The sequence below is a fragment of the Mesonia profundi genome (genome assembly GCF_031085155.1).
GTDB lineage: Bacteria > Bacteroidota > Bacteroidia > Flavobacteriales > Flavobacteriaceae > Mesonia > Mesonia profundi.
This window is the reverse complement of record NZ_JAVHUL010000011.1, coordinates 32,108-57,234: the sequence shown is the minus strand read 5'-3', so window position 1 is coordinate 57,234 and position 25,127 is coordinate 32,108. Positions and strand designations below refer to the sequence as shown.

The 25,127-nt window shown below is 35.7% G+C and carries 26 protein-coding genes; 7 read left to right on the top strand and 19 right to left on the bottom strand.

Features of this window, described 5'->3' with window-relative positions; translation table 11 throughout:
- Window positions 1-33: 33 nt before the first annotated feature.
- Entirely contained in the window at window positions 34-1,488 is a 1,455-nt protein-coding gene (locus RBU60_RS05940; protein WP_308863804.1) for a TonB-dependent receptor, read from the bottom strand.
- A 99-nt stretch (window positions 1,489-1,587) separates the two neighbouring features.
- Here RBU60_RS05940 and RBU60_RS05935 point away from each other — a divergent pair, with 99 nt between their 5' ends.
- On the top strand, window positions 1,588-2,349 hold the full coding sequence (locus tag RBU60_RS05935) for an MBL fold metallo-hydrolase (protein WP_308863803.1): 762 nt from the start codon (window positions 1,588-1,590) through the stop codon (window positions 2,347-2,349).
- Window positions 2,349-2,843, top strand: coding sequence for a hydrolase (locus tag RBU60_RS05930; protein ID WP_308863802.1), 495 nt, complete (start codon window positions 2,349-2,351; stop codon window positions 2,841-2,843). The genes RBU60_RS05935 and RBU60_RS05930 overlap by 1 nt, the downstream gene beginning before the upstream one ends.
- Here RBU60_RS05930 and RBU60_RS05925 read toward each other — a convergent pair.
- The 7 genes from RBU60_RS05925 to RBU60_RS05895 all read right to left on the bottom strand — a co-directional run bounded on the left by RBU60_RS05925 (window position 2,840) and on the right by RBU60_RS05895 (window position 10,090).
- Window positions 2,840-3,493 carry an alpha/beta hydrolase gene (locus RBU60_RS05925; protein ID WP_308863800.1) on the bottom strand — a complete coding sequence of 218 codons (654 nt, stop codon included), beginning with the start codon at window positions 3,491-3,493 and terminating at the stop codon, window positions 2,840-2,842. The genes RBU60_RS05930 and RBU60_RS05925 overlap by 4 nt on opposite strands.
- On the bottom strand, window positions 3,490-3,834 hold the full coding sequence (locus RBU60_RS05920) for a DUF4870 domain-containing protein (RefSeq protein ID WP_308863799.1): 345 nt from the start codon (window positions 3,832-3,834) through the stop codon (window positions 3,490-3,492). The genes RBU60_RS05925 and RBU60_RS05920 overlap by 4 nt, the downstream gene beginning before the upstream one ends.
- On the bottom strand, window positions 3,818-5,080 hold the full coding sequence (locus RBU60_RS05915; protein WP_308863797.1) for a dihydroorotase: 1,263 nt from the start codon (window positions 5,078-5,080) through the stop codon (window positions 3,818-3,820). Before RBU60_RS05915 ends, RBU60_RS05920 begins: the two co-directional genes overlap by 17 nt.
- Before the next feature lie 100 nt (window positions 5,081-5,180).
- A complete protein-coding gene (locus tag RBU60_RS05910; RefSeq protein WP_308863796.1) occupies window positions 5,181-7,115 on the bottom strand; it encodes a BatA domain-containing protein in 1,935 nt (644 codons plus the stop codon).
- 10 nt (window positions 7,116-7,125) lie between these two features.
- Entirely contained in the window at window positions 7,126-8,334 is a 1,209-nt protein-coding gene (locus RBU60_RS05905) for a sensor histidine kinase (protein ID WP_308863795.1), read from the bottom strand.
- Window positions 8,335-8,405: 71 nt separating this feature from the next.
- The gene (locus RBU60_RS05900; RefSeq protein ID WP_308863794.1) at window positions 8,406-9,170 is read right to left on the bottom strand and encodes a TIGR02757 family protein; all 765 of its coding nucleotides are present in this window, start codon (window positions 9,168-9,170) and stop codon (window positions 8,406-8,408) included.
- 251 nt (window positions 9,171-9,421) lie between these two features.
- Complete coding sequence (locus tag RBU60_RS05895; RefSeq protein WP_308863793.1) at window positions 9,422-10,090, bottom strand: ABC transporter ATP-binding protein; 669 nt, start codon at window positions 10,088-10,090, stop codon at window positions 9,422-9,424.
- A 152-nt stretch (window positions 10,091-10,242) separates the two neighbouring features.
- Between RBU60_RS05895 and msrA the strand changes: the two genes are divergently transcribed.
- Together msrA and RBU60_RS05885 are read left to right on the top strand one after the other, a co-directional pair.
- A complete protein-coding gene (msrA, locus tag RBU60_RS05890; RefSeq protein ID WP_308863791.1) occupies window positions 10,243-10,770 on the top strand; it encodes a peptide-methionine (S)-S-oxide reductase MsrA in 528 nt (175 codons plus the stop codon).
- Window positions 10,771-10,814: 44 nt separating this feature from the next.
- The gene (locus tag RBU60_RS05885) at window positions 10,815-11,129 is read left to right on the top strand and encodes a hypothetical protein (RefSeq protein ID WP_308863790.1); all 315 of its coding nucleotides are present in this window, start codon (window positions 10,815-10,817) and stop codon (window positions 11,127-11,129) included.
- Window positions 11,130-11,203: 74 nt separating this feature from the next.
- Here RBU60_RS05885 and RBU60_RS05880 read toward each other — a convergent pair whose 3' ends face one another.
- Window positions 11,204-13,366: a T9SS type A sorting domain-containing protein gene (locus tag RBU60_RS05880; RefSeq protein WP_308863789.1), complete on the bottom strand. Its 2,163-nt coding sequence runs from the start codon at window positions 13,364-13,366 to the stop codon at window positions 11,204-11,206.
- Between the two features lie 252 nt (window positions 13,367-13,618).
- Window positions 13,619-14,161, bottom strand: coding sequence for a DUF1697 domain-containing protein (locus RBU60_RS05875; RefSeq protein WP_308863788.1), 543 nt, complete (start codon window positions 14,159-14,161; stop codon window positions 13,619-13,621).
- 152 nt (window positions 14,162-14,313) lie between these two features.
- On the opposite strand from RBU60_RS05875, the gene RBU60_RS05870 reads away from it, so the two are divergent.
- Window positions 14,314-15,198: a sterol desaturase family protein gene (locus tag RBU60_RS05870; RefSeq protein WP_308863786.1), complete on the top strand. Its 885-nt coding sequence runs from the start codon at window positions 14,314-14,316 to the stop codon at window positions 15,196-15,198.
- Window positions 15,199-15,203: 5 nt separating this feature from the next.
- Window positions 15,204-16,541, top strand: a complete 1,338-nt coding sequence (locus tag RBU60_RS05865) for an MBL fold metallo-hydrolase (protein WP_308863785.1) — start codon at window positions 15,204-15,206, stop codon at window positions 16,539-16,541.
- A 267-nt stretch (window positions 16,542-16,808) separates the two neighbouring features.
- On the opposite strand, the gene RBU60_RS05860 is transcribed toward RBU60_RS05865, so the two are convergent.
- The 8 genes from RBU60_RS05860 to RBU60_RS05825 all read right to left on the bottom strand — a co-directional run bounded on the left by RBU60_RS05860 (window position 16,809) and on the right by RBU60_RS05825 (window position 23,575).
- Window positions 16,809-17,390: a PhnA domain-containing protein gene (locus RBU60_RS05860; RefSeq protein WP_308863783.1), complete on the bottom strand. Its 582-nt coding sequence runs from the start codon at window positions 17,388-17,390 to the stop codon at window positions 16,809-16,811.
- Window positions 17,391-17,516: 126 nt separating this feature from the next.
- Complete coding sequence (locus RBU60_RS05855; protein WP_308863782.1) at window positions 17,517-18,695, bottom strand: DUF748 domain-containing protein; 1,179 nt, start codon at window positions 18,693-18,695, stop codon at window positions 17,517-17,519.
- 97 nt (window positions 18,696-18,792) lie between these two features.
- Window positions 18,793-19,788: a metal-dependent hydrolase gene (locus RBU60_RS05850; RefSeq protein WP_308863781.1), complete on the bottom strand. Its 996-nt coding sequence runs from the start codon at window positions 19,786-19,788 to the stop codon at window positions 18,793-18,795.
- Between the two features lies 1 nt (window position 19,789).
- On the bottom strand, window positions 19,790-21,562 hold the full coding sequence (locus RBU60_RS05845; protein ID WP_308863780.1) for a MutS-related protein: 1,773 nt from the start codon (window positions 21,560-21,562) through the stop codon (window positions 19,790-19,792).
- Window positions 21,563-21,572: 10 nt separating this feature from the next.
- Window positions 21,573-21,947 (bottom strand): MmcQ/YjbR family DNA-binding protein, encoded by a 375-nt coding sequence (locus tag RBU60_RS05840; RefSeq protein WP_308863778.1) that lies wholly within the window; start codon window positions 21,945-21,947, stop codon window positions 21,573-21,575.
- A gap of 2 nt (window positions 21,948-21,949) precedes the next feature.
- On the bottom strand, window positions 21,950-22,591 hold the full coding sequence (locus tag RBU60_RS05835) for a DUF4230 domain-containing protein (RefSeq protein WP_308863777.1): 642 nt from the start codon (window positions 22,589-22,591) through the stop codon (window positions 21,950-21,952).
- A gap of 3 nt (window positions 22,592-22,594) precedes the next feature.
- The gene (locus tag RBU60_RS05830; RefSeq protein WP_308863775.1) at window positions 22,595-23,344 is read right to left on the bottom strand and encodes a cyclase family protein; all 750 of its coding nucleotides are present in this window, start codon (window positions 23,342-23,344) and stop codon (window positions 22,595-22,597) included.
- A 45-nt stretch (window positions 23,345-23,389) separates the two neighbouring features.
- The gene (locus RBU60_RS05825; protein ID WP_308863773.1) at window positions 23,390-23,575 is read right to left on the bottom strand and encodes a hypothetical protein; all 186 of its coding nucleotides are present in this window, start codon (window positions 23,573-23,575) and stop codon (window positions 23,390-23,392) included.
- 38 nt (window positions 23,576-23,613) lie between these two features.
- Here RBU60_RS05825 and RBU60_RS05820 point away from each other — a divergent pair, with 38 nt between their 5' ends.
- The gene (locus RBU60_RS05820; protein ID WP_308863771.1) at window positions 23,614-24,000 is read left to right on the top strand and encodes a nucleoside triphosphate pyrophosphohydrolase family protein; all 387 of its coding nucleotides are present in this window, start codon (window positions 23,614-23,616) and stop codon (window positions 23,998-24,000) included.
- Between the two features lie 32 nt (window positions 24,001-24,032).
- Here RBU60_RS05820 and RBU60_RS05815 read toward each other — a convergent pair whose 3' ends face one another.
- The gene (locus tag RBU60_RS05815; RefSeq protein ID WP_308863770.1) at window positions 24,033-25,106 is read right to left on the bottom strand and encodes a branched-chain amino acid aminotransferase; all 1,074 of its coding nucleotides are present in this window, start codon (window positions 25,104-25,106) and stop codon (window positions 24,033-24,035) included.
- Window positions 25,107-25,127: the final 21 nt, after the last annotated feature.

The following is a 25,127-nucleotide window of genomic DNA, read 5'->3' as shown; positions in this document are numbered from 1 at the left end:
TTTTTTTGTTTTAGTAATCTATAAGTGAAGCTGTTAGGCCTCTTGTTTTTTTTCTTTAGGCTTAAACCCAAATAAATGTTGTTCTCGTACAAGGCTAGCCGTGTTTTCTGGAAGCATTTCTTCCCAACCCTCTGTATCATTGGCAATCATTTGTAGGGCTTCTCTAGAGTAAATATCCATAATACTAGGATCGTAGTCTTTAATGTCTACTACTTTTCCGTTATATTTAAAGAACTTATAAAGCTCTTTCATTCTTGGATGCACTTTTAGGTTATCACTATTGGTGATTTCATCGGTTTTTTCGTCTTTCCAAGGGTATAGGTATACTTTTAAATCCTTAAAGAAAAGTTTACCAAAGGCTTCTAAAATTCCTCCGCTAAGGTGACGGTAATATTTTTCGTCAAAAATATCTACCAAATTGCTAACGCCCATGGCTAGTCCCATCCGCTGTTTGGTATACCTAGAAAAGTACTCTACAAGCTTATAGTATTCTTGAAAGTTAGAAATCATAACCGTATGTCCTAAGGAGCACAGTAGCTTTGCTCTGTCCATAAAGTCTTTTTCGTCAATTTCTCCTTCAGACCTTAGATTAGAAAGTGTAATTTCAAAAATGCACATGGTATTTTCTTTCTTAACGCGTTTCTCCGCTAAAAAAAGTTCCATAGAGTTTTTATAGATATCCATATTTACTTTGGTAACGGGTCTAAAGCTCCCTCTTAGTGCAAGTACATTTTTCCTATAAAGCACTTTTGCAGGAAGGACGTTATTTCCGTCTGGAGCAAACATCACTGCTTTGGTCATTCCGTTTTTAACCAATTGTAAACTCATCAAACGGTTGTCGACTTCCTTAAAACGAGGTCCAGAAAAGTTGATGGTATCTATTTCTATTTGTTCTTTATCAATGTGATCGTAAAGATACCTAAGTAGTTTTTTTGGGGAATCATATTTGTAATAAGCTCCGTGAATGAGGTTAACGCCAAGAGTACCTAAGGTATTTTGTTGTAAACGAGCATCATTTTCGTGAAACCTAACGTGTAGAATAATTTCGTTGTAATCTTCTTCTGGCGTTACTTGGTATCTAATTCCTACCCAGCCGTGACCTTTATATTTCTTAGCGAAATCTATAGTTGCTACGGTATTAGCGAAACTAAAAAACAATTTATTAGGATGTTTTTTCCGGTCAATTCGCTCTTCTATAAGATTCATCTCATGAGAAAGCATCCTTTTTAGACGTGCTTCGGTCACATACCTTTTATCGTCTTCTGCGCCATAAATGGCATCACTAAAATTTTTATCATAGGCACTCATCGTTTTCGCGATGGTTCCAGATGCCCCGCCTGCTCTAAAGAAATTTCGAACCGTTTCTTGACCTGCACCAATTTCAGAAAATGTTCCGTAAATATTTTCGTTTAAATTAATGCGAAGTACCTTGGTGTTGATGGTAGGAATACTCTCGAATTCCTTGTCACCCATTATCGTAATTGGCATGGCTATATAAAAAGATTAATAAATAAGATTACAGTATCAAAGGTAGTGATTTGACATTTAAACAAAAAAATATAACTACTTTTGTGACAAAATAAATGCGTGCAAATTACTTTTTTAGGTACTGGAACTTCACAAGGTATTCCTGTTATAGGAAGCCAGCATCCTGTGTGTTTAAGCGAGAACCCTAGAGACAAGCGTTTACGGGTTTCTGTGATGATAGAATGGGAAAATTATCGCTATGTGATTGATTGTGGCCCCGACTTTAGACAGCAAATGCTTACTCATCATGTTTCTCATATTGATGGGATTTTATTTACTCACGAACACAACGATCATATTATTGGATTGGATGATGTAAGACCTTTTTATTTTCGTCAAGGAAAAATAGATGTTTACGCACATCATAGAGTAGTGGAGGCACTTAAGAAAAGATTTGATTATGTTTTTCAAGAAAAGAATAAATATCCCGGTGCCCCGGAAGTACATGTAATTGAGCTTACTGGGGAAGCATTTACGTTAAAGAATAAAGAAGTAGTTCCTGTAAATGTGTTGCACAATCGATTGCAGGTATTTGGGTTCAGGTTAAATGATTTTGCTTACATCACCGATGCAAAAACCATAGCAGCAGAAGAGAAAGAAAAGCTAAAAGGCCTAAAAGTCTTGGTGATAAATGCTTTGCGAAGAGAGCCACATCATTCTCACTTAAACTTGGAAGAAGCCTTGGCTATGATTGAAGAGTTACAGCCAGAAAAAGCTTATTTAACCCATATTAGTCATTTGTTAGGTTTTCACGATGAAGTGGAAGCAGAGTTGCCAGAAAATGTATTTTTGGCCTATGATAATTTAAAAATTGAAATTTGATGAGCGGTAAAATTTTTATGTTCTTGTTTGTGTTTGCATTATTATATATTGTCTTTCAATTCTCAAACTCTAAGAAAGGTTTGGAAATGCAAGAGGCACAAATAACTGAGCTTTCTAAGGACAAAAAAGAACTCAAAAGAGAAAAAGATTCGCTTGTGAATCTAGTAGACGCCAGCAGTAGATTTTCGTTGCTGCAAAGCGATAAAGCAAAAATGTATATTGAAGACAGAGGCTTTCGTGTAGAAGAATTTAATGGGTTGCTACAAGCACAAATTTTAGATAAAAACAGCATTGATAAAGACAATCCTCTGGTTCCTTACCAAGGAATGGATGGAAATATGGCGATCAATGCCATTAAGCTATTGAATCATAAATGGGGAATTGCCGAATTTACGGATGGAAAATATTGGGGAGAGTTCATGTTCAAGTATTTTATCAATGAAGATAAATCTATTGATATTGAAGTAACAGACTCCTTTATTTATACCGACTAATGCTGGGCTAACCAGTTTTTAAATTCCTTAAAGTTTTCAGGATTCACGCCGTGGCCTACAGGAAATTCAGAATACTTGTTTTCAATTCCTAATTCGTCTAAGAAAGGTTTGTTTTTTCGAGCCCACTCTACAGGAATAACCTGGTCTACATTTCCGTGAGAAGCGTAAATACTTAGGTTAGAAAAGTCATTATTCTCGTATCCTGCCTTGTAAATAGAAGCGTGGATATATCCGCTTAAAGCGATAATATTTTGCACTTTATTGGGATAAGAAAGCGCTACGGCATAACTTAAAATAGCTCCTTGGCTAAAGCCTAATAAAGTTACTTGTTGTGCATCTGCGTGGTAGGCTTCTACAATCTCGTCAATAAACGTCGCAATTAAATCTCGAGAAGCAATGGCTTGTTCGTCGTTGGTAAACTTATCGCCTTGGGCATCAAAATTAATTTCGTACCAAGCATTTCCGTAAGGCATCATTTGTTGTGGCGCTTTCGCGGAAACGATTAAATACTCACCAGGAAGCTCTGATGCAAACGAAAATAAATCGTTTTCATCACTTCCATACCCATGAAGCATAAGGATTAAGGGGGCTTTTCCTTCTAATGTTGAAGGTCTTAACACGTGTTCTAAAGATAATTTTTTTGTGATCATGGCGCTATTTTATTAAACCAATTTTGAAAATGTTCTCCCAATAATGGGATTATATATCTCTTTCCTTGTACTACGCCTAAGAAAGCATAAAACCATAAGACAAAGAAGAATATCCATAAAGGAAAGGAAATCAAAAAACTATCAAAACCACTCATGGTGGTGAAAATAAGAATTTGAAGCAAATGTATGCCTATGGCCTGTCTAATATGAAAAGAAGCAAATTTATTTTTGGGTTCTAGATTCATAAAAATGGCGATGATGCCACCTACAAAAGTGAGGTAACTTATAATGGCGGTAGTTTTGCCATTTTCTACTTCAGAAGAACTATGAGTCTGATTCATGGAGAACAAGATTTTTTTGTGCATATACTCCAAGCGCTTTTCCCGTTAAGGAGTGATTTAAAAACATCGCATTTTTTGAAGAGGAATATATGTGTTGCGGGGCAAAGGTATAATTGCCTTTTGGATTAAAAAAGCTAAAATTGGCCATTTTTCCTTCTTTTATAAGGGAAGTAGGAATGTGAAATCGTTTTTTTGCTTTGGTGAGTAAATCAATGGTTTTTTCTAATCCTAGCAATGCGTTAAGCGCTCCAAAAGCCGATTCTAAACCAATCGTTCCAAAAAGAGCATTTTCAAATTCTACTTTTTTGTTTTCAATATCTATGGGCATATGGTCTGTAGTCACCATATCTATCGTGCCGTCTTTAACGCCTTCTACTAAAGCTTCTTGATCTTCTTTAGACCTTAACGGCGGCATCACTTTAAAGTGACTATTAAAAGTTTCTAGCTTATCATTGTGAAACACAAGTTGATGAACAGCAACGCTGCAGCTTACGTCCAAGCCTTTTTTCTTGGCTTCACGAATGAGTGCTACCGCTTTCTTAGTTGAGAGGGTTGGGATGTGTAATTTCCCTCCCGTATATTCTAAAACGTGAAGGTCTCTGCTAATTTGTAATTCTTCGGCAAAAGAAGGAATTCCCTTTAAGCCTAATATGGTGCTTTGCTTATTCTCGTGTACATAGCCTTTGTGAGCAATGGATTCATCTAAAGGGAAAGACTGTACGAGTCCGTCAAAATTTTGTACGTATTGTAGAGCGATTTTTAGCAAGTTGGGATTGTTCACCGGTTTCTTGTAATCGTAAAAGGAAACGGCTCCCGCATGGTGCATATCATAAACTTCGGCTAAATCTTTTCCTTCACTATGTTTGGTTAACGCAGCGATAGGATAAACCCGCACCGCTTGCTTTTCATTTTCTTTTTGTAAAAAATTAAGGGCAGAAGCATGGTCTGCAATCGGGTTGATGTTGGAGTTTAAACCTAGTTGAGTAAATCCGCTTTTGGCTGCTGTTAATAAACCGTTTTCTAGGGTTTCTCTTTCTTCATAACCAGGTTCTCCAAAAGAGACACTGCTATCAAACCAACCTTCAGAAAGATGTAAATTTTCTATCTCTAGGATTTGGTCTGCACGTTCATCAATCTTGGGCTTAATGGAAGCAATTACTCCATCTTCTATAAGTATATCTACCTGTTGTTGATGAAATTCACTGGAGGGCTGGATCACTTTGGCCGACTTAATAAGTAGTTTCATACGTTTTATTCCCTTATTGAAGGTTATTACTGCGAGGATTTCCCTCGAAAATTAACAATCATATCCCAAGTTGTATTTTGAAGCGTTGCTGTTAGGTTCTTTATTTCAGGAACTTGAGCAGCAACATTTCTATGGCTAAAAATACAAGTGCAAAAATAACAAACCATTTCCAAAGTTCATCAACTTCGCTCTGGTTTCTTAAGCTAGAAAAATATTGGGTAATACTGTTTTTAATTTCTACGTGTTGCAATTGCTCAAGAGGATAAACCTTTAAGTCGCTTTCCTTCCGGTTGTAATTAAAACCTAAGCTGGTAATGAATTCATCTTGTTTCCTTACTTCAAAATTTCCCGCCAAAAGAGGAAGATCTGGAGCTGTGGTAATTTTTACTTGCTTGTTTAATTTCCGTTGCAACGGAATAAAATCTGCGTCTCCTTGAGTTAAATGCAAGACTTCATCATCATGTAAAGGCGTAGGAATATCAATCGCATTCACTTCTCCAACCTCATAATAGAGTTGAGGGATAGAAACACTTTGCCAAGCCATATTATACAAGACGGGAACAATTAGCGGAGAGCTTTTAAAGTTAGTCGCCTCTTGATTTAAAGCCGATTTAAATAGATAAAGATGATTCTTTTCGGTTAAAAAACCTGCATTGTCATTGGTGATTAGCACAGGAGAGCCATAATCGTTGATCTTATAACTTTCATAAACCGTAGGATAATCAAAATTGGAAATTTGCTTACGGAAGACATTTTTGAGTAAAGGATGTGAAAATCTGATTTGAGTAAGTTTTAATTCCTGACTATTCTTTTCGATGATTTTAGCGCGGTTTAGTATCCCTAAAAACGCATTGTAATTGGAAATATCTATATCACTCCCGGGAATAATTAGTACGTTTTTCTCTTGCTTCAGTTTTTGCTGAAGCAAGGTTTGTAGACTTGTGGGGAGTTGTGAGAGCTCATTCACGATTATAAAATCGGCGTTTTCTAGGACAGAATAATCGGCTTCATTTTCTTTAAAACTATGAAAATCAAAAGTTTCTTTGTTGGTAAAAATTTTCTTTAAGAACCGATCCTCTTCCGCAGAAATGGCTGCTACTTTTATTTTTTGATAGGAGTCAATACCAAAAAATAAGCGATTATCATAATCTAAAGATTGGTCTTCTAAGCTTATTCTTCCGTAAAGAATTTCTTTTTCATTAAGATTAAAAACCACTTTTCTTACCAAACTATCTGTAAAGCTAATGCTGCTTTTGGCCAAAAGTTGATCTTGATTGTATAAAGCAATGGGAAAAATATCTTCAGATTTTTTGTTGCTTGAAACCCGAATATGCATTTGGTAATCTTGATTGATTTTATTGGCAATATATGCCGAATCAATACTCACATTTTGTTGCTCTTTCGCTTGAAGCGGAATTAAGATGTTATGAATTTCTTTCTCAAAAAAGTCATTAGAATCTACCGTATTAGCTTGAAAATCGGATAGTGCTAAAAAGCTTTTACGCTTGTTATTTTCAGTAGTAAAAAGGTTCTGAGCTTTTAGGTAAGTAGATTTTAAGCTAGGGTTCTTTGCGGTAAAACCCGTCTCTAACAACTGATTTTTAATTTTATCAAGCTTGGTATTTTGGTAGACTTTATTGCTGGTAAAAAGAGTAAATTCTTTTTGGGCAGGAATAGAAGTGATGAAACTTTGCACCGCTTCGTTTAAAAGCGTGCCATTAGCTCCTTCTTGCTGCATACTAAACGAGTTGTCTAGATAAACCACTAAATCTTCATCTTTGATACTCGTGTCTTCCGCGGGGAAATAAGGCTGAGCAAAAGCCATAATAATAGCGGCAAATGCCAATAATCTGGAAAGCAGCACTAGCCACTTCTTTACTTTAGAGCTTTTTCTAGACTGCTGCTGTATCTTTTTAAGAAATGCGACATTGGTGAAGTATTCTTTCTTAAACCTTCGTAATTGAAAAAGGTGTACAAAAAAGGGAATAATCAATACACATAAAGCATATAAAACGGCAGGGTTTTTAAATAGCATATGATATTAATTACTTTTTAATGGTAAATGAAACTTTCGTGAATTCTCCTACTTCAGACTTTATTTTAACTTTTCCGCCTAATTTTTTAACTAATTTTTTTACGGTAGAAAGACCAATTCCGTTTCCTTTATTTCCATGGCGATCTTGTATTCCTGCGGTAGAAAATAACTTAAAAATATCTTTTTGCTTATCTTTAGGAATGCCTACCCCATTGTCGTGAACGGAGAATAAATAATACCCGTCTTTCTCTTTGCACTTAATTTTGATAATGATATTTTCCTTATCATTATATTTTAAACTGTTCCCTATAAGATTCAATAAAATTTGCTCTAAAGCAGTTCGATTACACTGAAGCTCTATATTGTTATTTGGTAACAGAATCTCACATTCTTGCTTAATATTAAACAAGTCAATGATTTCTTCTAATAATTTCTTTAGATCAAAAGAATCTTTAGAGTTTTCTAGAGTACTGACTTCACTCTCATACAAATTTAAAATACCGGTAATGTATTCGCTTAGTTTAAAGCTAGATTGCTTTAAGTAGTTTAAATATTCTAGGCCTTCATCATCTAAAACGGGTAGGTACTTTTTCTTTAAAATATCTACTGTTAAAACCATATTGGCCAAGGGCATTTTTATATCGTGAGAAACGGTTCCTGCAAAATCTTTAAGTAACTTATTCTTCTCTTTAAGAGATTTCTCTGCTTCTTTTAACAAGACAAAATTACGTCTTAATTCTAAGAGTTTTACCACTTGATTGGATAAGGTCTTTAAAGAAGCTTTTTGACTTTCGTTCATAGATCCTGGTTGATGACCTATAATACAAAGTGTCCCTAAAGTCATCCCTTTACTATCGGTAAGCTTAAAACCGCAATAGTAAATAACAGGTGATTCTGGGGTAGTTACAAGCGGATTATTTTTAAAACGCACATCTTCTAGAGCGTTTTTAACCTCTAAGATATCACCTTCAGCTTCAATCGCGTGGGTACAAAAAGAAATATTTCTTTCGGTTTCACACACATCAAAGCCCACTTTAGATTTAAACCATTGCCTATTTTTGTCTATAAACGAAATGAGAGCAACAGGCATACCAGAAATTTTAGCTGCTAACTGCGCAATTTCATCATACTCTGCTTCATTTGGCGTATCTAAAATGCGATATTCTTCTAAAGCTTTTAAACGTTTTAATTCTCGGCGAGAAGTTTGTTGAGTAAGCATAAAGACAAAGCTTTTGGAGGTAGTTAATTTTAAGTAAAGATAAAAAAGTAAGTATAGTTATGCGGTTATATTTAGAATTTTTCAAAAACTCCTAATCCAAAGAGAGCAAAATCATATTTTACAGGATCTTGAGGGTCTAATTTTCTAAGTTGCATGTCTAATTCTGCTAAAGCTTTAGCATCATTTTGCTTTCTTTTTAAGAGGCCTAATTTTCTAGCCACGTTGCCGCTATGAACGTCTAGCGGGCAAGATAAGGCGGACGGAGAAATATGTTTCCAGAGTCCGAAATCTACTTCATTTTTTGAAGAACGTACCATCCACCTTAAAAACATATTGATACGCTTTGCAGCGGATTTTTTTAAAGGATCGCTAACGTGTTTCTCGGTTCTTTTTTGATGCTCTAACTCAAAGAATATCTTTTTGAGTTCGTGAATTCCCACTTGGGTAGAAGTAGGCGAGCTAAATTCGGTAAAAATGCCTTCAAGGCCTTGGTGATTTTGATAGATGTTTTGAAGTGCTTTTATAAAATAGAATAAATCATTTGCATTAAAAGTACGATGAACAAAGCCCGTAAGCGAGTCCAAATCTGTTTCTTGATGATTTTTGATAAAGTCATAGGGCGAATGATCCATCATTTCCATGAGTCGATGCGCATTTTTAAGAATGCTTTTTCTATTTCCCCAAGCGATGGTGGCAGTAAGAAAGCCTGCGATTTCGATATCTTCTTTTCGAGTAAATAAATGCGGAATCTGAATAGGATCAGTCGCTATAAACTCGGGATTTTCGTATTCAACAACCTTATGGTCTAAAAACTCTTTTAGTTCTCTTTTATTCATTCCGCGGGTATTTTTTTGCTGTAAAAGCCTTCTTTTAAAGTTTTTCCTCTTCGCTGCGGAATATAATGGATTTTTTCTTTAAAATATTTAATCTGGTCTTTGTTTACGCTAGGCAAAGGACCATCTCCCGTATTCCAGAAGAAACTGAATAACTAAAGCTTGAAAAGAAAGTTTTAATTGTTGCTGAATAAAAAGCCCTACTAGCGTAGAAGCTAGAAAAATATAGAGCCAAGAAACAACAATGAACAGCATTATACGGGCGGAGTTATACTACCGTCGACCATAACCAGTTTACGGTCTGCCATATTAGCTAATTCTAGGTTGTGGGTGACAATGACAAAGGTTTGACCGAATTCTTCTCTTAGTTTAAAAAAAAGCTGATGAAGATTTTCAGCAGATTCAGAGTCTAAATTTCCTGAAGGTTCATCGGCAAGGATAATTTCAGGATTATTGATTAAAGCTCTGGCAACCGCTACTCGTTGTTGCTCTCCACCACTTAATTGGCCGGGTTTGTGATCTTTGCGATCTTCAAGTCCTAGAAATTCTAAAAGCTCTAAAGCTCTTTTTTCAGCTTGATCTTTGGGAGTTTTATGAATAAAAGCCGGAATACAAATATTTTCTAAAGCCGTAAATTCGGGTAACAATTGATGAAACTGAAAAATAAATCCGATATGTTGATTTCTGAATTTAGCCAAGTCTTTCTTAGAGAGTTTGCTCACTTCAGTCTGGTTGAGCTTTACCAAAGAATCCTGCTTTTTACTGGGGGTATCTAAGGTGCCCAGAATTTGTAAAAGAGTGGTTTTTCCAGCTCCAGAAGCGCCCACTATAGAAACAATTTCACCTTTTTCTATCACGAGATTGACATCGTAAAGAACGTGAAGGTCTTCGTAGTATTTATGTAAATTTTTAACTTCAATCATGGATATCTTTTTTGAGCAAGATTTTCTAGGCTAAAATAGGTTTTTCTTTTCAAAATGTGATGCTAGGTGATATAAATCACAAATCAACGTTAATTTAAGCCTAGCTGTTTTAATGCTGAAAAACTTCTTTTAATTTTAAGCAAAAAATGGAAATGAAACAAGTCACTCTAGCCAATGGTTGTTTTTGGTGTACCGAAGCTGTTTTTCAACGGGTAAAAGGAATCTCTGGTGTAAAATCTGGTTTCTCTGGCGGAAAAATTAAAAACCCTCCTTACCGAGAAGTGGTGGAAGGAAGAACGGGACACGCCGAAGCATTACAATTTACCTACGATCCCAAGCAAGTTTCGTATGAAGAAATACTACATATCTTTTTTGCGACGCACAATCCTACAACTTTAAATAGACAGGGAAATGATATTGGCACTCAATATAGAAGCGCTATTTTCTACCAAGATGAGGAACAGGAAGAAACTGCCAATCGGGTAATTGAAGAGTTAAACAAGAAGGTTTTTGAAGATAAGATTGTCACTGAAGTTACCTCCTACACCAATTTTTACGAAGCTGAATTTCAGCATCAAAACTTCTATAATAATTACACGCAACAACCTTATTGCCAGATTATTATTAATCCTAAACTTAAAAAATTGAGAGAATCTTTTGCCTATTTATTAGATGAATAGATAATTTCGGCACTTTTTTTGTTATATATATAGATAAAAAACACATGAATTTAACTCATAAATACCAACAACTTTTTAAGGGATTACTTTTTGATGGCGTAGGGATGTTATCTATGGTCATTCCTGTAGTAGGACCTTTTTTAGATATTTTGTGGGCGCCATATGCTGCTAAACAGATGTCTGAAATGTATCCAGGAAAGAAAGGTAAAATTGCCTCAATTCTTGTATTTGTCGAAGAAATATTGCCTTATACAGATATTGTTCCTTCCTTTACACTTATGTGGGTTTATGCCTATATTTTCAACGGAATTAGTGCAGAAGATTTAAATGATAATGTGATTGATGCTGAAGTAATTTAACCTTAGTTCTATCTAGTAAACAAAAAAGCCTTTCAGATTTAACTGAAAGGCTTTTTATATGGGTTAAAAACAGTTTACTTCTTTATAATCTGTTTGGTTTCTTTCCCATTTTTAGAAGTAACTTGTATAAAATAAACTCCGTTAGAAAGTGTGCCTAGATCTAGGCTTGCGCTTTCCGTTTCTAGATTATTTAATGATTGTATTAATCTACCAGAAGTATCATATACCTTAATATCTTTAATTAATTCTTTGGCAGAAACATGAACCACAGAAGAAGTTGGATTAGGGTATATACTAAATGAATTAACTTCTTGTGAAGAAGTAGAAAGATCTTCGCAAGAGAAAGAAGCATTCCATCCAGCAAGATTAACAGCAGGATCAGAAATAAATTTCACTGTAATGGCACCCGACGGATGCGTTGAGGTAAACGGACCTGGATTGGTGCTTCCAGACATCAAATCAGCATTTGGAAAGATAGGATCATTTACACTTTCTCCATTATAAATGGTCATAAAGTCATAATCTAACTCTAAATCAAATTCATTAAAGGTCATCGTTAATGTTTCTCCATCTCCTGGATAAAAAGTCTTCACAAAATATTCTTGATCGCCATAAAATCCGCTGGTGCCACCAGTATCAGTAAATACATCACCGTTACAGTAATCCCCGTCTGTTAAAAACATTCTTTTGGTACTAATGTTTAAACTCCCAGGATTATTACAAATGTTTTTAATTTCAATCACGTAATAGGAGTTAGGATCTAATTGTGATAAGTCAACAGATTGACTCGTAGTAGAGATCCAGTTGTTGCTGAATGAATTTACAGGATATATTTTGTATTCCCATTCGGTAGAGTAGTTATCAACAATATTCACCGTAGCAGAGTTTTGAGTAACATCGGTAAAGGTTGCATCATATACAGTTGCTGAACATTCAGAAGTGGTACAATCTGTCCCAAGACAAGATTTAGAATCAATAGTGTTTTGTATTAATGTTGATGGTTGTGTTCCAAATCCGTTAAGGAAATTAATCCCCACACCAGATACTAAATGACAATAACTCATAATGGTACCGCCATCACTAGGTAAAGCCGCATCACAACCCTCACCGTTTCCAGATTGAGGTCCGCAACCATCTATCGCGGTATTGTTTCCATTCCAGGCACAAGCATGGGTGTGTGGAGAACCTAAAGCATGTCCCATTTCATGTGTCATTGCCATAATCGTCCAAGAATAGGTAGGCACGTCTGCGTAATATTGGTCAATACCAGAATAGGCAAACCTATTTTCTGAACAAAGAGAGTTTAAATAAGCTACAGAGGTTGTAGATGGATAATTAACCAAATGGGCTAGATCTCCATTAAACCCAGTTCTTGAATTAGCGAAATAAGATAAATTACCAGAAAACCCAAATTCATAAGGATCTTCGCTGGTCCAAACCATTACCTCGCTTAAAGCAGTTTGAATGTTGTCATTAGAATATAAGGTAGCAATATTGTTATGAATAGCAGTTAACCAATTTATAGTTGCAGTAGTGTCACTATTATTGTTTACATAAGGAGCGTAAGCAATCTCATAATAAACTCTTACGCAATTGTTAGTCATATTAGTGTTGGCAGTGGTGCTACTTTGTGTAATTTTTCCAGATTCATTATTCTCTTTCAATGTATCTACACCACACATAAACGGGTTTTCCTTTGTTAAGTTATGATCTGCATAGGTAATAAAATGATTAGAACCTTTAATTTTTCCCAAAACAACATTTCTTAAACTTAAGGAAGAAGTAACTCCCATAACATCATCATTAAAAAAACTAAAACCTACTAAAGAATTAGGTTCATGGGCAACAATACCCTGGTAATAGGCACCTAAGTCGTAATCGATTTTGTTTCCCTTTTCATCAAAAGCTTTAAAACTTTCCGTAAAATTATTGGTTCTTAATAAGTGTAACGTAATTTTTTCTTCTTGGTAATAAAAAGAAACTTCAATTGCTTTGGGTTTCTCGGTGATTAGCGATTGCAGTTGAGAATTGTTTAGCTCTAAGACCGTAGCGTCTGAAGCTAGCCTGCTTAGTTTTTCTATTTCTGTACTGTTTTCAACTTTAGAAAAGAGTTCGAATGAGGTAAACTCTCCGTTGTTTTGCTTGAAGTCTTCTATTTTTTGAGGAATGGGTCTTAATTCTTGTCCATAAAAAGAAAAGCAAGTAAAAATGCTAAGTAAGAGAAGAAGGTGTTTCATAAGTGTAGGTTAAATTTTTGCAATTATAGTTAATTATTTCTATTAGTTTAGAGTTGTTATAGTTAATTATTGCCTTAATCGGTAATAATCTATCCATTATAATTAAAAAGATGAAGAGAACGCTATCTGTTTTTATCCTGTATTTTTGGCGTCATGCGGATAAATATAAAAAGCAGAGAACGAAAAGAAAGAGCAAAATTTATATTTAGCTAGGATTATGCTAAAGGGTGAGGAATGGAGTTTATTTTCAAACTACAGGGTTTCCAGTTTCTTATAAATCCGCTCTAGGGTATTCCAATTTCGAGTGGTTATTTTCTTTTTATAGAGTTTGCCTAATTTTTCCATAGCTTTCGTAGTTTTCCCTTTAGAGAGATCTACCATACTAAAAATTTGATTAGAAGTAGATTTTATGATTTTAAAAGATTCATCTTCTAAAAGTTGAAGTTCAGTTTTATTTTGAATCTCTTCTTTTGTAAAAGAAACATACAGACGTATGTCTTTATGAATCTCTTCCTTTTGAAAAGTATTTTCTTCTATCATTTGCTGAAGACTTCTCGCGCTTAATGCAATTACAGGAATCGGAAAAGAGAAATGATGCTCTAAAAGCTCGCTCAAGTTGTTTTCTAAGACAGAAATACCTTGTTCTTTTGCATTGAAAATGACATTCCCAGAGTTAAGTAATGTAATTACATTCTTATAAGTACTTTGTTCTAAAAGAGTCTTTACTTCTTTCATGGAAACCTTGTGCTTTCCTCCAACATTAATGCCTCGTAATAAGATGATATAGGTGTTCATTTTATGATAACTTTCATTAAATCTAATAAGAAAACTCCGATATTTGGGAATCTAAAATTAATCATTAAAAGATACAAAAGCTTTAAAGTGCTTTTAGAAAGTAAGGAATACCTTAGTAAGCTTGACAAAGGAAAAAATAAAATGCGCTAGATTTGGATAAATACCTCAAAATTATACAAGATTCTTTTACAGGTTATTTCAATTATTTGGTAGAAGAAATTGCCCATCCCTCTCTTTACAATTACTTTTATTGGCTCATAGGATTATCTCTTTTAGTTTGGATATTAGAAATTGTGATTCCGTGGCGAAGAAACCAGCCTATTTTAAGAAAAGATTTTTGGTTAGACACTTTTTACATTCTCTTTAATTTCTTTCTCTTTTCCTTAGTGGGATATAATGCCATTTCTAATGTGGGCGTAGAGTTGTTTAATGATTTTTTATCTTTATTTGGGATTACTAATCTAGTGGCTATAGAGGTGCAAGACTTTCCAGAATGGGCGCAGTTGCTCATTATGTTTGTGATTGCCGATTTTATACAATGGAATGTACACCGCCAATTACACCGCCGTCCTTGGTTGTGGGAATTTCACAAAGTGCATCACAGTGTAAAAGAAATGGCCTTTGCCGCGCAGTTTAGATTTCATTTTATGGAAACCATTTTTTATAAATCGGTTCAATATATTCCTTTGGCGATGATTGGTTTTGGGATTCAGCAATTTTTTGTGGTTCATATGTTTGCCGTTTTTATAGGGCACCTTAATCACGCCAATTTGGGTTGGAGTTACGGTTATTTTGGCTATATTATCAACAATCCTAAAATGCACATTTGGCATCATTCAAAAGAATTACCAGACCATTTAAAGAAAGGAATGAATTTTGGGCTGTCTCTTAGCATTTGGGATTATTTATTTAGAACCGCTTACATTCCGAAAAACGGAAAAGATATAGAATTAGGTTTTGAAGGAGATGAAAATTTTCCAGACGGTTTTGTCAATCAAACCATGCATCCCTTTCAGAAGAAACATAACAAAAATTAAAAAAAATGACACTTAAACAGTTTAACGATAAAGCATTAGCACATTATTCTTACGCCATAGTTTCTAACGGTAAAATGACACTTATAGATCCTTCTAGAAATCCGCAGCAATATTACGCTTACGCGGAAGAGCAAGACGCCAAGATTGTAGCAGTGATAGAAACACATCCGCACGCCGATTTTGTGAGCAGCCATTTGCAAATTCATAGAGAAACTGGTGCGACCATTTATGTAAGTAAATTGTTGGGCGCAGAATATCCTCACAAGACATTTGACGACGGAGATCATTTTTCTATAGGAAGCATTAAATTATCTGCTATAAATTCTCCTGGACATTCCCCAGATAGTATTTGTATTTTGGCCGAAGAAGCAGAAGAAAAAGTGCTTTTTACAGGCGATACCATTTTTATAGGAAATGTAGGAAGACCAGACTTAAGAGAAAAAGCGGGTAATATGCAGGCAAAACGTGAAGAGTTAGCAAAAGCCATGTACCATACGCTAAATCATAAATTTAATGATTTACCAGACGAAACCGTGATTTATCCTGCGCACGGAGCGGGTTCTCTTTGCGGGAAAAATATGAGTGATGCTTCTTCGTCTACTTTAGGGCAAGAACGCTTAAGCAATTGGGCATTTAAAGAGCAAACGGAAGCGGAGTTTATAAAAGAAATTTTAAAAGACCAACCTATGATTCCGCATTACTTTGGTTTTGATGTGGACACCAATAAAGCAGGAGCAAACACTATAGAGAAAAGTTTAGGAGAAGTACCCCGATTCATCAATCGGTCTCAAGTAGATCACAACATTACCGTTGTAGATACCAGAGCGATAGACGATTTTAAAGCAGGTCATTTACCCAACAGCATTAATATTGAAGCGATTAGAGATGCACAAAAATTAGAAACTTGGTTGGGAGCCATTGTAAGACCGGGAGAACCTTTTTACATAGTGGTAGATTCTGTGGCTAACTTTGATAAAAATTTGGAAAGAATTGCAAAAATAGGCTACGAAAAGCAACTGAAAGGAATTCTTACGATTGAGCATCGTTTATTAAAAACTTCAGCAAAAATTTCTGGAGATAAATTAAAAGGGAATGAAGAGGATTATACCATCGTAGATATCCGAAATCAGCCCGAAGTAGAAGAAAATAAACCTTTTAAAAGTTCTATCAACATTCCATTACACGAACTAAGAGAAAGAGCTCAAGAACTCCCTACTGACAAGCCGATTGTGGTGCATTGTGCAGCAGGCTATAGAAGTGCCGCAGGAAGTAGTATTTTAGAAAACAAACTTCCTCAATTAGAAGTGCTGGACTTAAGCAACGACATCAAAGATTTCTTATAAGCACTTGTGAAATAACATAAGTGATTAAGAAAAAAATCCGTCTCTATGCTAATATTTAGCTTGGAGACGGATTTTTAAATTTATAATAGGAGCAAAAATTTTGCTTATACCAGTTTAATTATGGAATGGCGTACAGAGAACGAAGTTAATCTTTTGTTCTATGCCGCTGTGATCGATTTGCATAGCCTTAGCTACGGAAAATGTGAACAAGAAAATAGAACGAAAAATGAACGAGTTGGAATGCGACATCTCATTGTCAAATTGGTATTACATCTTTTTCACAAATTTGGTAAGAATCACAATTTGTTGTCCGTCCACTTTTCCTTCCAAGTGTTCTTCATTGTCGTGAACCAAAGAAACTCTTCTTACAGCCGTTCCTCTTTTGGCTACCATGCTAGAACCTTTTACCGGTAAATCTTTAATCAAAACCACGGTATCGCCAGCTTCAATCACGACTCCGTTGCTATCTCTATGCACCAATCCTTTGGGAGCTTCCTCTTCTTGTACTCCGGCAGATTTTGCCCAAGTTAAAGTGTCGTCTTCCATATACATCATGTCCAGCAAATCTTGCGGCCAGCCTTCATTTTTTAATCGGGTGAGCATACGCCAAGCTACCACTTGTACGGCAGGTGTGGTATTCCACATACTGTCGTTAAGGCATCGCCAATGGTTAGGCTCTATTTTATCGGAATCTTGTAATTGTTCAAAACAAGTTTCACAAGTAAGCACTGCGGTATCTGCAGTTACTTTTTCTTCCGGAGGAACAGGGTATATTTCTAGGTTTTCTTTACTTCCGCAGAGTTCACATTTAGAATCTGCGCGTTGCATCAAATCTTGGTCTAGGCTCATAATAGTTTTAAAAAAAGTAAAGGTAATCGTTTTTTAGAGTTTCTACTTTAAGACGCTCAAAAAAACTTCTATTTGGTAGATGCTAGTTTCGCTTCCGCGGAAGCGAAACTTTTAAGTTTAGTTCAATTATTCCTTGTCTTTTTCTGCTTTTCTCTCTTCTCTTTTCTTTTTACGCTTTTCTTTGCGTTCTTCTTTAGCTTCCTTTTTATCGTATTTTTCACTCTCTTTAAAAGCATCTTTATACTCTATGTTACCATCAACACTTCCTGTAAACGCCTTAATCCAGGCGTTTTTAAAGATGTTTAGTACGGTAGGAAAAACCTTTGGTCCTACTTCGCTAAGATCTCCTTCTATAGGAACTTTGGTTGCTACGGTATCGGTGCTTTGATTTTTTAGAATAAATTTAAATACGCCCACAAAACCTTCCCATAGTGTTTCTAAGAAACCATCTTCTTTCCCTATTAATGTAGTATCGGTTAAAAGAGGTTTTACATAACCTTTAAGATGGGCGTCTGCGATGGCAAATTCGGTAAAAACACCTACAGTTCCGCTTTCAAAATCTAGACCGGCATAAAAACTGGTAAACTCATTTAAGGCAGTGGCATCCACTTCATCTAAGGAAAGAGACATATCCATATCTGGAATTTCTTTGATGAGGTTAATTTTTCCATCTAGGTTTAGTTTCCCGTTTCCAATGCTTGTTCCTGTGGCAGTGATAGGAGAAGGAAGAACCTTTTCTACCTGCTTTACATTTCGTAAATTTTTAGCACTAAGTCTTAGATTATGAATGCTTAAGTCGATATTAGGTTCAGATTCTAACTGTACGAAAGCGAGTTTTCCATTGTAAATATCAAAGCTGTTGATGTCTAGCGGAACAATATCTGTTAAGGCTGCTGTCCAATCTTCGGTATCTGCTTCCCCCTCTTCGGGAGTTTCTTCTTGATCTTCTAAAACATAAATAATTTCTGGATTGTGCATTTCAATCTCGGTAACAATTTTACCTTTAAAAAGAGACCTCCATTCAATAGAGATATCTGTCATCGGAAAATTTAAGAAAGGAACTTCGCTTTTAGCAGTTTTTTTGTTCAGGTAAAGTCCTTCCAATTGGTAAGCGCCTCGCCATAAGGAAAGATCTACGTCTTCTATTGCGCCGTGATAACCAGGAATATCAGCTAAAACTTTATTCAGGTTGTTTTTGACCAAGGTTGGTAAATACAGGCGAAAAGCTATGAGTAAAACAATAAGGATAACAGGTAGTATATACCTTTTCTTCTTATATCTTTTTCGATGCTGCCGCTTACTCATACCTGATATTTTAAGCTAATTTGTTAGTTTTTATACTAACTTCGAGTTAACAAATTCACAAAAATAGGATTTGTTGCAAGGACATCTTCAGTAAAAATCAATTTCCTAGGATGCGTTCGCCTAATTCGCCAACTAATTCTTTGGCTTGTTCTCTGTCTTTTTCGACTTCTTCTACCTTCAGTCCTGTGGGAGTTTCTATGAGTTCATAGCTAAATACAAACCGATCTTCTCCTGAAGCAAAACCTAAAACGCCAAACCTTAAATCGTTAAAAAATAAGCGTTCTCCTTTTTGCGTAATGCTATACCAACCTTCGGTAATTCTAATGAGTTGCTGCACTTTTTCTTCGTCTTTGAGTTTGCCCAATAATTCGTGTTGTTTGGGATAGGAAGCAAACTGAATAGGTTGAGTGTCAAAAATAGAGTAATGTCCAATGAGATAGGCATTTGGTGTATCTACATTGGCGGTCCATAAAATGCTATTAAAGGCAGAAGGTTTCGTTTGCACGGAAGTGTAATCAACTTCTTGGTCTTCTAGAGCCTGCGTGAATTTGGGGTAGGTATAGGCTTTTAAAAGTAAGGTAATTACTAAATAAGAAGAGCTTAAAATGATTCCAAGCCAGTTGATTTTTCTCCGTTTAACGGAAATTTTTGGCAGTCGCATCGCCCAAATGACACAAATCAAAAACGGAATCGTATATAAAGGATCGATGACAAAAATATTTTTATACGCCAGTCGAAGGTCGAGCGGCCAAAACAACTGCGTCCCCCAAGTGGTGTGTGCATCGAGTAGGGGATGAGTCAAAAACCCCCAAAAGAACAACCAAGACCAATCTTTAAAAGAACCTAATTTTTCGTAGCGGGAAACCAGCCACCCAAAAATAGGCGCAAAAAGCACCGAAAATACGATAGAATGTGTAAAACCTCTGTGAATATCGAGTGCGTTTACCGTATCTGTAAATTGAGAAGCCAAGACATCCAAATCTGGGATCGTCCCTGCAATGGCTCCGTAAAGCATGGCTTTATTACCTACTTTCTTTCCTAAGACAACTTCGCCAACGGCAGCTCCTAAAACAATTTGCGTGAGTGAATCCATATTAATCTACAATTTCCATTTTCTTAAGTAAAAAGGAAGCATTCATATTTTGACAAATTCCGTTTTTAAACTTATAGTCAAAAAAGAGTTCGTTGTTTAAAATTTCGGCATCAAAATAGTGATTTTTCACTTGGGATAATTCTTCAGAAACTTCACACAAACTTAAATCGTGCGTGGCGATAATCCCCGAAGAATGGGAACCGACCAGTTTTTCTATAAATTTTCTGGAGCCAATAGCTTTATCGGTGCTGTTAGTTCCTTTTAAAATTTCATCGAGAATAATAAAATAACGGTCGGTTTTAATTTCTTCTACGATAAATTTTAAACGCGTCAATTCCGAAAAGAAATACGAAGCTTCATCTGCCAAACTATCTACAGTTCGCATACTGGTGATGAGTTTTATAGGCGAATAATCACAAGTTTTTGCACAAACTGGCAGACCTACATTGGCCATCATAATTTGTAAGGAAACCGTACGTAAGAAGGTGCTTTTTCCAGCCATATTGGCGCCGGTAATGATAAAAAATTCTTCCTTTTTGATTTGATAATCGTTGGTAACCGCTTCTTCAGGATCTATTAAAGGATGTACCGCTTGGGTGGTTTTTAAAATATCTTGGTCTTCATTAATGTTGGGAAACACATATTCTTGATGGTTCAACGCATAATTCCCTAAAGAATTATAAGCATCAAAAAAGTCGATTACTTGAAACCATTCGTCCACTTCTTGACGGTGATTCACAATCCACCGTTCTAACTTTAAAGACTGTTGTAAATCCCAAAGCAGAAACCCGTTTCCAAAAACGCCAAATAGCAAATTATTTCTTTGGTCTAAAGCATCAATTGCCTTTGAAAAGCGTTTCAAGGTTTGCGAAGCTTTGTGTTGATCGTTGATGATTTTCTCTTTTTCTTGTTTTAGCAAGTCTCCGCTAAACTCTTCCTGTTCCAATAGCGCTAATAATTGATAATATTGTCTAAAAGTTTCTTGCACTTTGCTTACGCGAGAAGAAAGCTCGTTGATGTTTTTCAGGTATTTGCTCGTAATCACCAAGCCTAAAATCATCCATCCCAATAAAACGTACCCCGAAATAAAATCAGTAAAGTAAGCTGCAATTACTGCTAAAGAAAGTACAGAAAACACTTTGGGGAGCCAAGAAATAAAAGAAGGCACAAAAGTTTGATATTGCTTGAGCCAGTTTAAGATGGTATGTGTGCTGGTTTCTACTTTTACCAATTGGGCCACCGCAGAAAACTCTTGTCTAAACTTTATTTTTTCGGCAAGTTCTTGAATTGCGTTTTGCTTCTTCGGAATAAAACTGATGTGGTTACTGGTTAAAAGTTGCGCTAATTTCTTTTTTCCTGAGGCTAGAGCAGATCGGTTGAGGTATTGGAAGAAAGAGCGATTTCCAAATAAATCTATATCCTGACTAAAATGATGAAGTGAATTTGCAAATTCTTCCCCAGTAGGGAGCTCCTGAAAATCCCGATTTAAAACTTTGATTTCCGTTTCATTAATACCAATAAGAGCCTCTAACTTTTTCTTTTTCTGCTGAAGCGTAGCGTGCCTCGACACTAAGAAGATGAAACCGATAATAGCGCCAATCACAAAACCAATGACCAACTTGGTGTTTCCAAAAAAGTGATAGATTAAAAAAGCAAAAAGCAAAAAGAGAACAAGCCTAAGCATGCTAGAGGCAATGAGTTGTTGCTTTAGTTTTTTAAGCTGGTAACTGTACGTAAGAATATAGGAAGAGTAGGTGGTATGTGGGTTTTGCATGAATATCTAGTTAAGGAGTGTTTTTCAACTCTTCTTTTTGTTTTTTGGTGAGTTTGCTAACCACGAGCTCGTAGCTGTGATTAATAAAACCTTGAATGTTTTTAGCAGTAAGATGAGGTCCGTTAAGGATTACCGTGTTCCAATGTTTTTTGTTCATATGGTAACCGCCATAAATTTCTTCGGGGTATTTTTCGCGTAAAGCGATGGCTTTTTCTGGGTCACATTTTAGGTTGATGCTATGATCTCCTTCTTCCCATTTTTTAAGGTTGGTCAAGGCAAATACCTTGTTCATTACTTTAAAAACCAGCGTATGCTCATCAAACGGGAAATCTTCTGTAGCGGCTTTTCTAGAGAGACAATAATCTCTTAATTCATCAATTTCCATACTTATTGATTTTCTAAGGTATCTTTCCTTTTATCTTGTAAAGGAGTTGCCGTACTCGTTCCCATTTCTAAGGAAGAATAATCCAATTTCCAGTTGATGGTCTCTACCAATTTTTCCATAAGCTGAATGGTCTCTAAGGCTTGGTTAGAAGCTTCGTTTAGCAATCCGCTGTTTGGAATTTTCTCTACGATATATTGTTTGGCTTCCTTATTAATATCAGTTAAATCTGAAGAAGTAAACGGATTCGCCCAACCTTCTTTTTTATCGTAATATTTAAAATCGGTTTCTATAGAAAGAAGTTCCGGGAGGGGGAAGTTGCTTAAAATAATGGTTTTCTTTTCCACATCAGAATTCATTTTTATTTTAGTCAAATCAAAACCAATATGCGCTTTAGCTTCAATAAGTACCAGAGCTTTTTTGCTTCCTAAAAACAAGTTAAGCCATTTGTCTTTAACATTGGCGTAGTGGTAAATTTCAGAAAAATCACCTTCCACCGTAATGAATTTACATACGGCTCTAATCTTTTCCATCAAGACCACAGATTGCTGTTGCTCTTTCTCTTTCTTTTTGCTTTTATTAAAAAAAGAATAGATGAGATAGGCAACAATGGCTCCGGCAGCAAGCCCTATAAAAAGTAATTCCATAGTTTAAGATTCAATTTTGTACAACACCGGTTTGCTAGGACTGGCGTCATTATGAAAAGATGCGATTTGTAAATTAAGTAAATAATTTCCATCCTCCACTTCTTGAGGCACATAAATCATTTCGGTAATCGTAGCTTTAAGTCGGGTGTTTTTGGGATAATCCCAAAAGGCGTGGTGTGCCAATAGCTTCCCGTCGTCTTTTTCTTTATCTACCGAAGGTAAATCAATCAACAAATGCTTCACGCCACAGGCTCTCAAATAAAGTGCCGTTTCTTCCAAAAGGTAAGGCCAATTGGTGTGGCTGTAGTGTTTGCTTCGTTTTTTTTCTGAATTGGGTAAAGATCTTATGATAATGGCTTCTGCTTCTCCTTTACGGAAATGTTTTTCGATTTGTTTTTTGCTGAATACTAAATCTTCTCCACGAGCTTCGGGCGTTAAGCTAACCACTTTGGCCGAAAAAAAAAACTGCTGTAAACAATCGTTGATGCTATAAAACTCTATGGAAATATGTCCGACGCATTCCGTGTGGGTTCCATGGGCATGCGGATTAAAAGCAATGTTATTAAAATTAACCGAAGCGCCTTCACTTACTTTCGCAATCCAATCGCCCTCTTTTACGGGTTGTATTTTTGGGGCATCCATATACCAAGCCGTGGGATTATTTTCTTCGGCGCTAAGCCTTAAAGAAATATCTATAGGCTGTTTTAAGTTGACGGTAATGTCTTTATGTTCTAATTGTATCGTTGCTTTCATCAGCTTGGTTAAGCTTACGAAGATACATAATTCAGAAAAATGCGCCTAGTGTAAAAACTTTTTAATTACAAACAGAAGACCTATAAAAATTAGAAAGCCCAAGAGAACGTATAGGCTACCTTTATAATATTTTTTGTGTAATTTTAAATCTTTACGATAGCTAATAGTTATAATGATAACAAAGGCTACGACAAAAAAGCCCGCAAAAAAAAGTTGTCCTTGGGAAAACATAAAGTTTATTTTTGTGCAAAATTAAGACTATAAAAGTTATGAAGAAAAGAATTAATGAGGTAAAACAGTTTCACGAAGCATTTGGTTTAGGTGTTAAAGAACAACCTCAAGTTCACTTGGGAAAAGCTAAGAATTTATTGCGGTATCATTTAATGAAAGAAGAGAATGAAGAATATCTGGAGGCGGCGAATAATAATGATCTTATAGAGGTGGCAGATGCTCTTGGAGATATGTTATACATTCTTTGCGGAACGATCATAGAACACGGAATGCAAGATAAAATTGAAGAAGTGTTCGACGAGATACAACGAAGCAATAGGAGTAAATTAGGCGAAGATGGGAAACCTATTTATAGGGAAGATGGAAAGGTCCTAAAAGGCCCTAACTATTTTAAACCGAATCTGGAACGCGTTTTAAAGAAATAAAAAAAGCGCCGTAATTACAAGCGCTTTTCATTTTATGAGGTCTTAACGGCATAGCGCCAGTTAAAAGGATCTTCTGCTTTATTGGCTTGAATATCCTGAAGTTTCTTTTTTAGTTTTACGTTGTAAGCATTTTCTACCTCTGGAAGGTCATAAAAAGTACCGTCTTGTTCAAAACCAGAAATCTGGGCGATAGTCGCAGCGGTTCCAGTTCCAAAAATTTCTTTTAGCGTGCCGTTTTTAGCGGCTTCTACGATTTCACTTACTTTTATCTTTCTAACCTCCACGTCTATACCTTCGTGTTTAGCTAAATCGATAATACTTTTACGTGTAATCCCATCTAAAATACGATCGCTGGTAGGCGCGGTAATCAATTTATCACCAATTCTAAAGAAGACATTCATTGTTCCTGCTTCTTCTAGATACTCGTGTGTACTCGCATCGGTCCAAATTACTTGTTGGTATCCTTTTTCTTTAGCCAAATTAGTAGGGTAGAAAGAAGCACCGTAGTTTCCAGCAGCTTTTGCAAAACCTACACCTCCGTCGGCAGATCTACTATAGTGATCAGAAATTAAAACTTTTACTGGCGTAGAATAATAAGCTTTTGCAGGGCAACAAATAATGATAAATTTATATTCATTAGAAGGGGAAGCCGAAACTCCGTATTCGGTTCCAATCGCAAACGGACGAATATAAAGCGAGTTACCCTCTCCTTTTTTTACCCATTCTTGATCTAAATCTAATAAAGTTTCTAAAGAATTGAAAAAATAATCTTTAGGAAATTCAGGAATAGCCATACGCTTTGAAGAGATATTGATACGTTCAAAATTTTCTTCGGGTCTAAAAAGCCATACTTTATCTTGGTCATCTTTAAAAGCTTTCATTCCTTCAAAGACTGCTTGCCCGTAATGAAAAACTTTAGAAGAAGGCTCTATTTCCATAGGTCCATAAGGCATAATTTGTGGCGTTTGCCATGCCCCATCCTTGTAATCACAAATCATCATATGATCTGCATAATACTTACCAAAAACTAAATTATCAAAATCTACTTGGTCTAAACGGGATGATTTGGCCGTAGTAATATCTAGGCTTTTTTTTGGAGTATTCATGGAATAAAGTTTAATTTTTAC

Coding starts and splice junctions, on each gene's coding strand:
- RBU60_RS05845 (WP_308863780.1), bottom strand. CDS start 21,562: ATGCAAAACCCACATACCACCTACTCTTCCTATATTCTTACGTACAGT.
- RBU60_RS05925 (WP_308863800.1), bottom strand. CDS start 3,493: ATGATCACAAAAAAATTATCTTTAGAACACGTGTTAAGACCTTCAACA.
- msrA (WP_308863791.1), top strand. CDS start 10,243: ATGAAACAAGTCACTCTAGCCAATGGTTGTTTTTGGTGTACCGAAGCT.
- RBU60_RS05850 (WP_308863781.1), bottom strand. CDS start 19,788: ATGGATTCACTCACGCAAATTGTTTTAGGAGCTGCCGTTGGCGAAGTT.
- RBU60_RS05835 (WP_308863777.1), bottom strand. CDS start 22,591: ATGGAATTACTTTTTATAGGGCTTGCTGCCGGAGCCATTGTTGCCTAT.
- RBU60_RS05930 (WP_308863802.1), top strand. CDS start 2,349: ATGAGCGGTAAAATTTTTATGTTCTTGTTTGTGTTTGCATTATTATAT.
- RBU60_RS05820 (WP_308863771.1), top strand. CDS start 23,614: ATGAAGAAAAGAATTAATGAGGTAAAACAGTTTCACGAAGCATTTGGT.
- RBU60_RS05830 (WP_308863775.1), bottom strand. CDS start 23,344: ATGAAAGCAACGATACAATTAGAACATAAAGACATTACCGTCAACTTA.
- RBU60_RS05865 (WP_308863785.1), top strand. CDS start 15,204: ATGACACTTAAACAGTTTAACGATAAAGCATTAGCACATTATTCTTAC.
- RBU60_RS05860 (WP_308863783.1), bottom strand. CDS start 17,390: ATGAGCCTAGACCAAGATTTGATGCAACGCGCAGATTCTAAATGTGAA.
- RBU60_RS05855 (WP_308863782.1), bottom strand. CDS start 18,695: ATGAGTAAGCGGCAGCATCGAAAAAGATATAAGAAGAAAAGGTATATA.
- RBU60_RS05895 (WP_308863793.1), bottom strand. CDS start 10,090: ATGATTGAAGTTAAAAATTTACATAAATACTACGAAGACCTTCACGTT.
- RBU60_RS05815 (WP_308863770.1), bottom strand. CDS start 25,106: ATGAATACTCCAAAAAAAAGCCTAGATATTACTACGGCCAAATCATCC.
- RBU60_RS05840 (WP_308863778.1), bottom strand. CDS start 21,947: ATGGAAATTGATGAATTAAGAGATTATTGTCTCTCTAGAAAAGCCGCT.
- RBU60_RS05905 (WP_308863795.1), bottom strand. CDS start 8,334: ATGCTTACTCAACAAACTTCTCGCCGAGAATTAAAACGTTTAAAAGCT.
- RBU60_RS05915 (WP_308863797.1), bottom strand. CDS start 5,080: ATGAAACTACTTATTAAGTCGGCCAAAGTGATCCAGCCCTCCAGTGAA.
- RBU60_RS05825 (WP_308863773.1), bottom strand. CDS start 23,575: ATGTTTTCCCAAGGACAACTTTTTTTTGCGGGCTTTTTTGTCGTAGCC.
- RBU60_RS05880 (WP_308863789.1), bottom strand. CDS start 13,366: ATGAAACACCTTCTTCTCTTACTTAGCATTTTTACTTGCTTTTCTTTT.
- RBU60_RS05940 (WP_308863804.1), bottom strand. CDS start 1,488: ATGCCAATTACGATAATGGGTGACAAGGAATTCGAGAGTATTCCTACC.
- RBU60_RS05900 (WP_308863794.1), bottom strand. CDS start 9,170: ATGAATAAAAGAGAACTAAAAGAGTTTTTAGACCATAAGGTTGTTGAA.
- RBU60_RS05885 (WP_308863790.1), top strand. CDS start 10,815: ATGAATTTAACTCATAAATACCAACAACTTTTTAAGGGATTACTTTTT.
- RBU60_RS05875 (WP_308863788.1), bottom strand. CDS start 14,161: ATGAACACCTATATCATCTTATTACGAGGCATTAATGTTGGAGGAAAG.
- RBU60_RS05920 (WP_308863799.1), bottom strand. CDS start 3,834: ATGAATCAGACTCATAGTTCTTCTGAAGTAGAAAATGGCAAAACTACC.
- RBU60_RS05910 (WP_308863796.1), bottom strand. CDS start 7,115: ATGCTATTTAAAAACCCTGCCGTTTTATATGCTTTATGTGTATTGATT.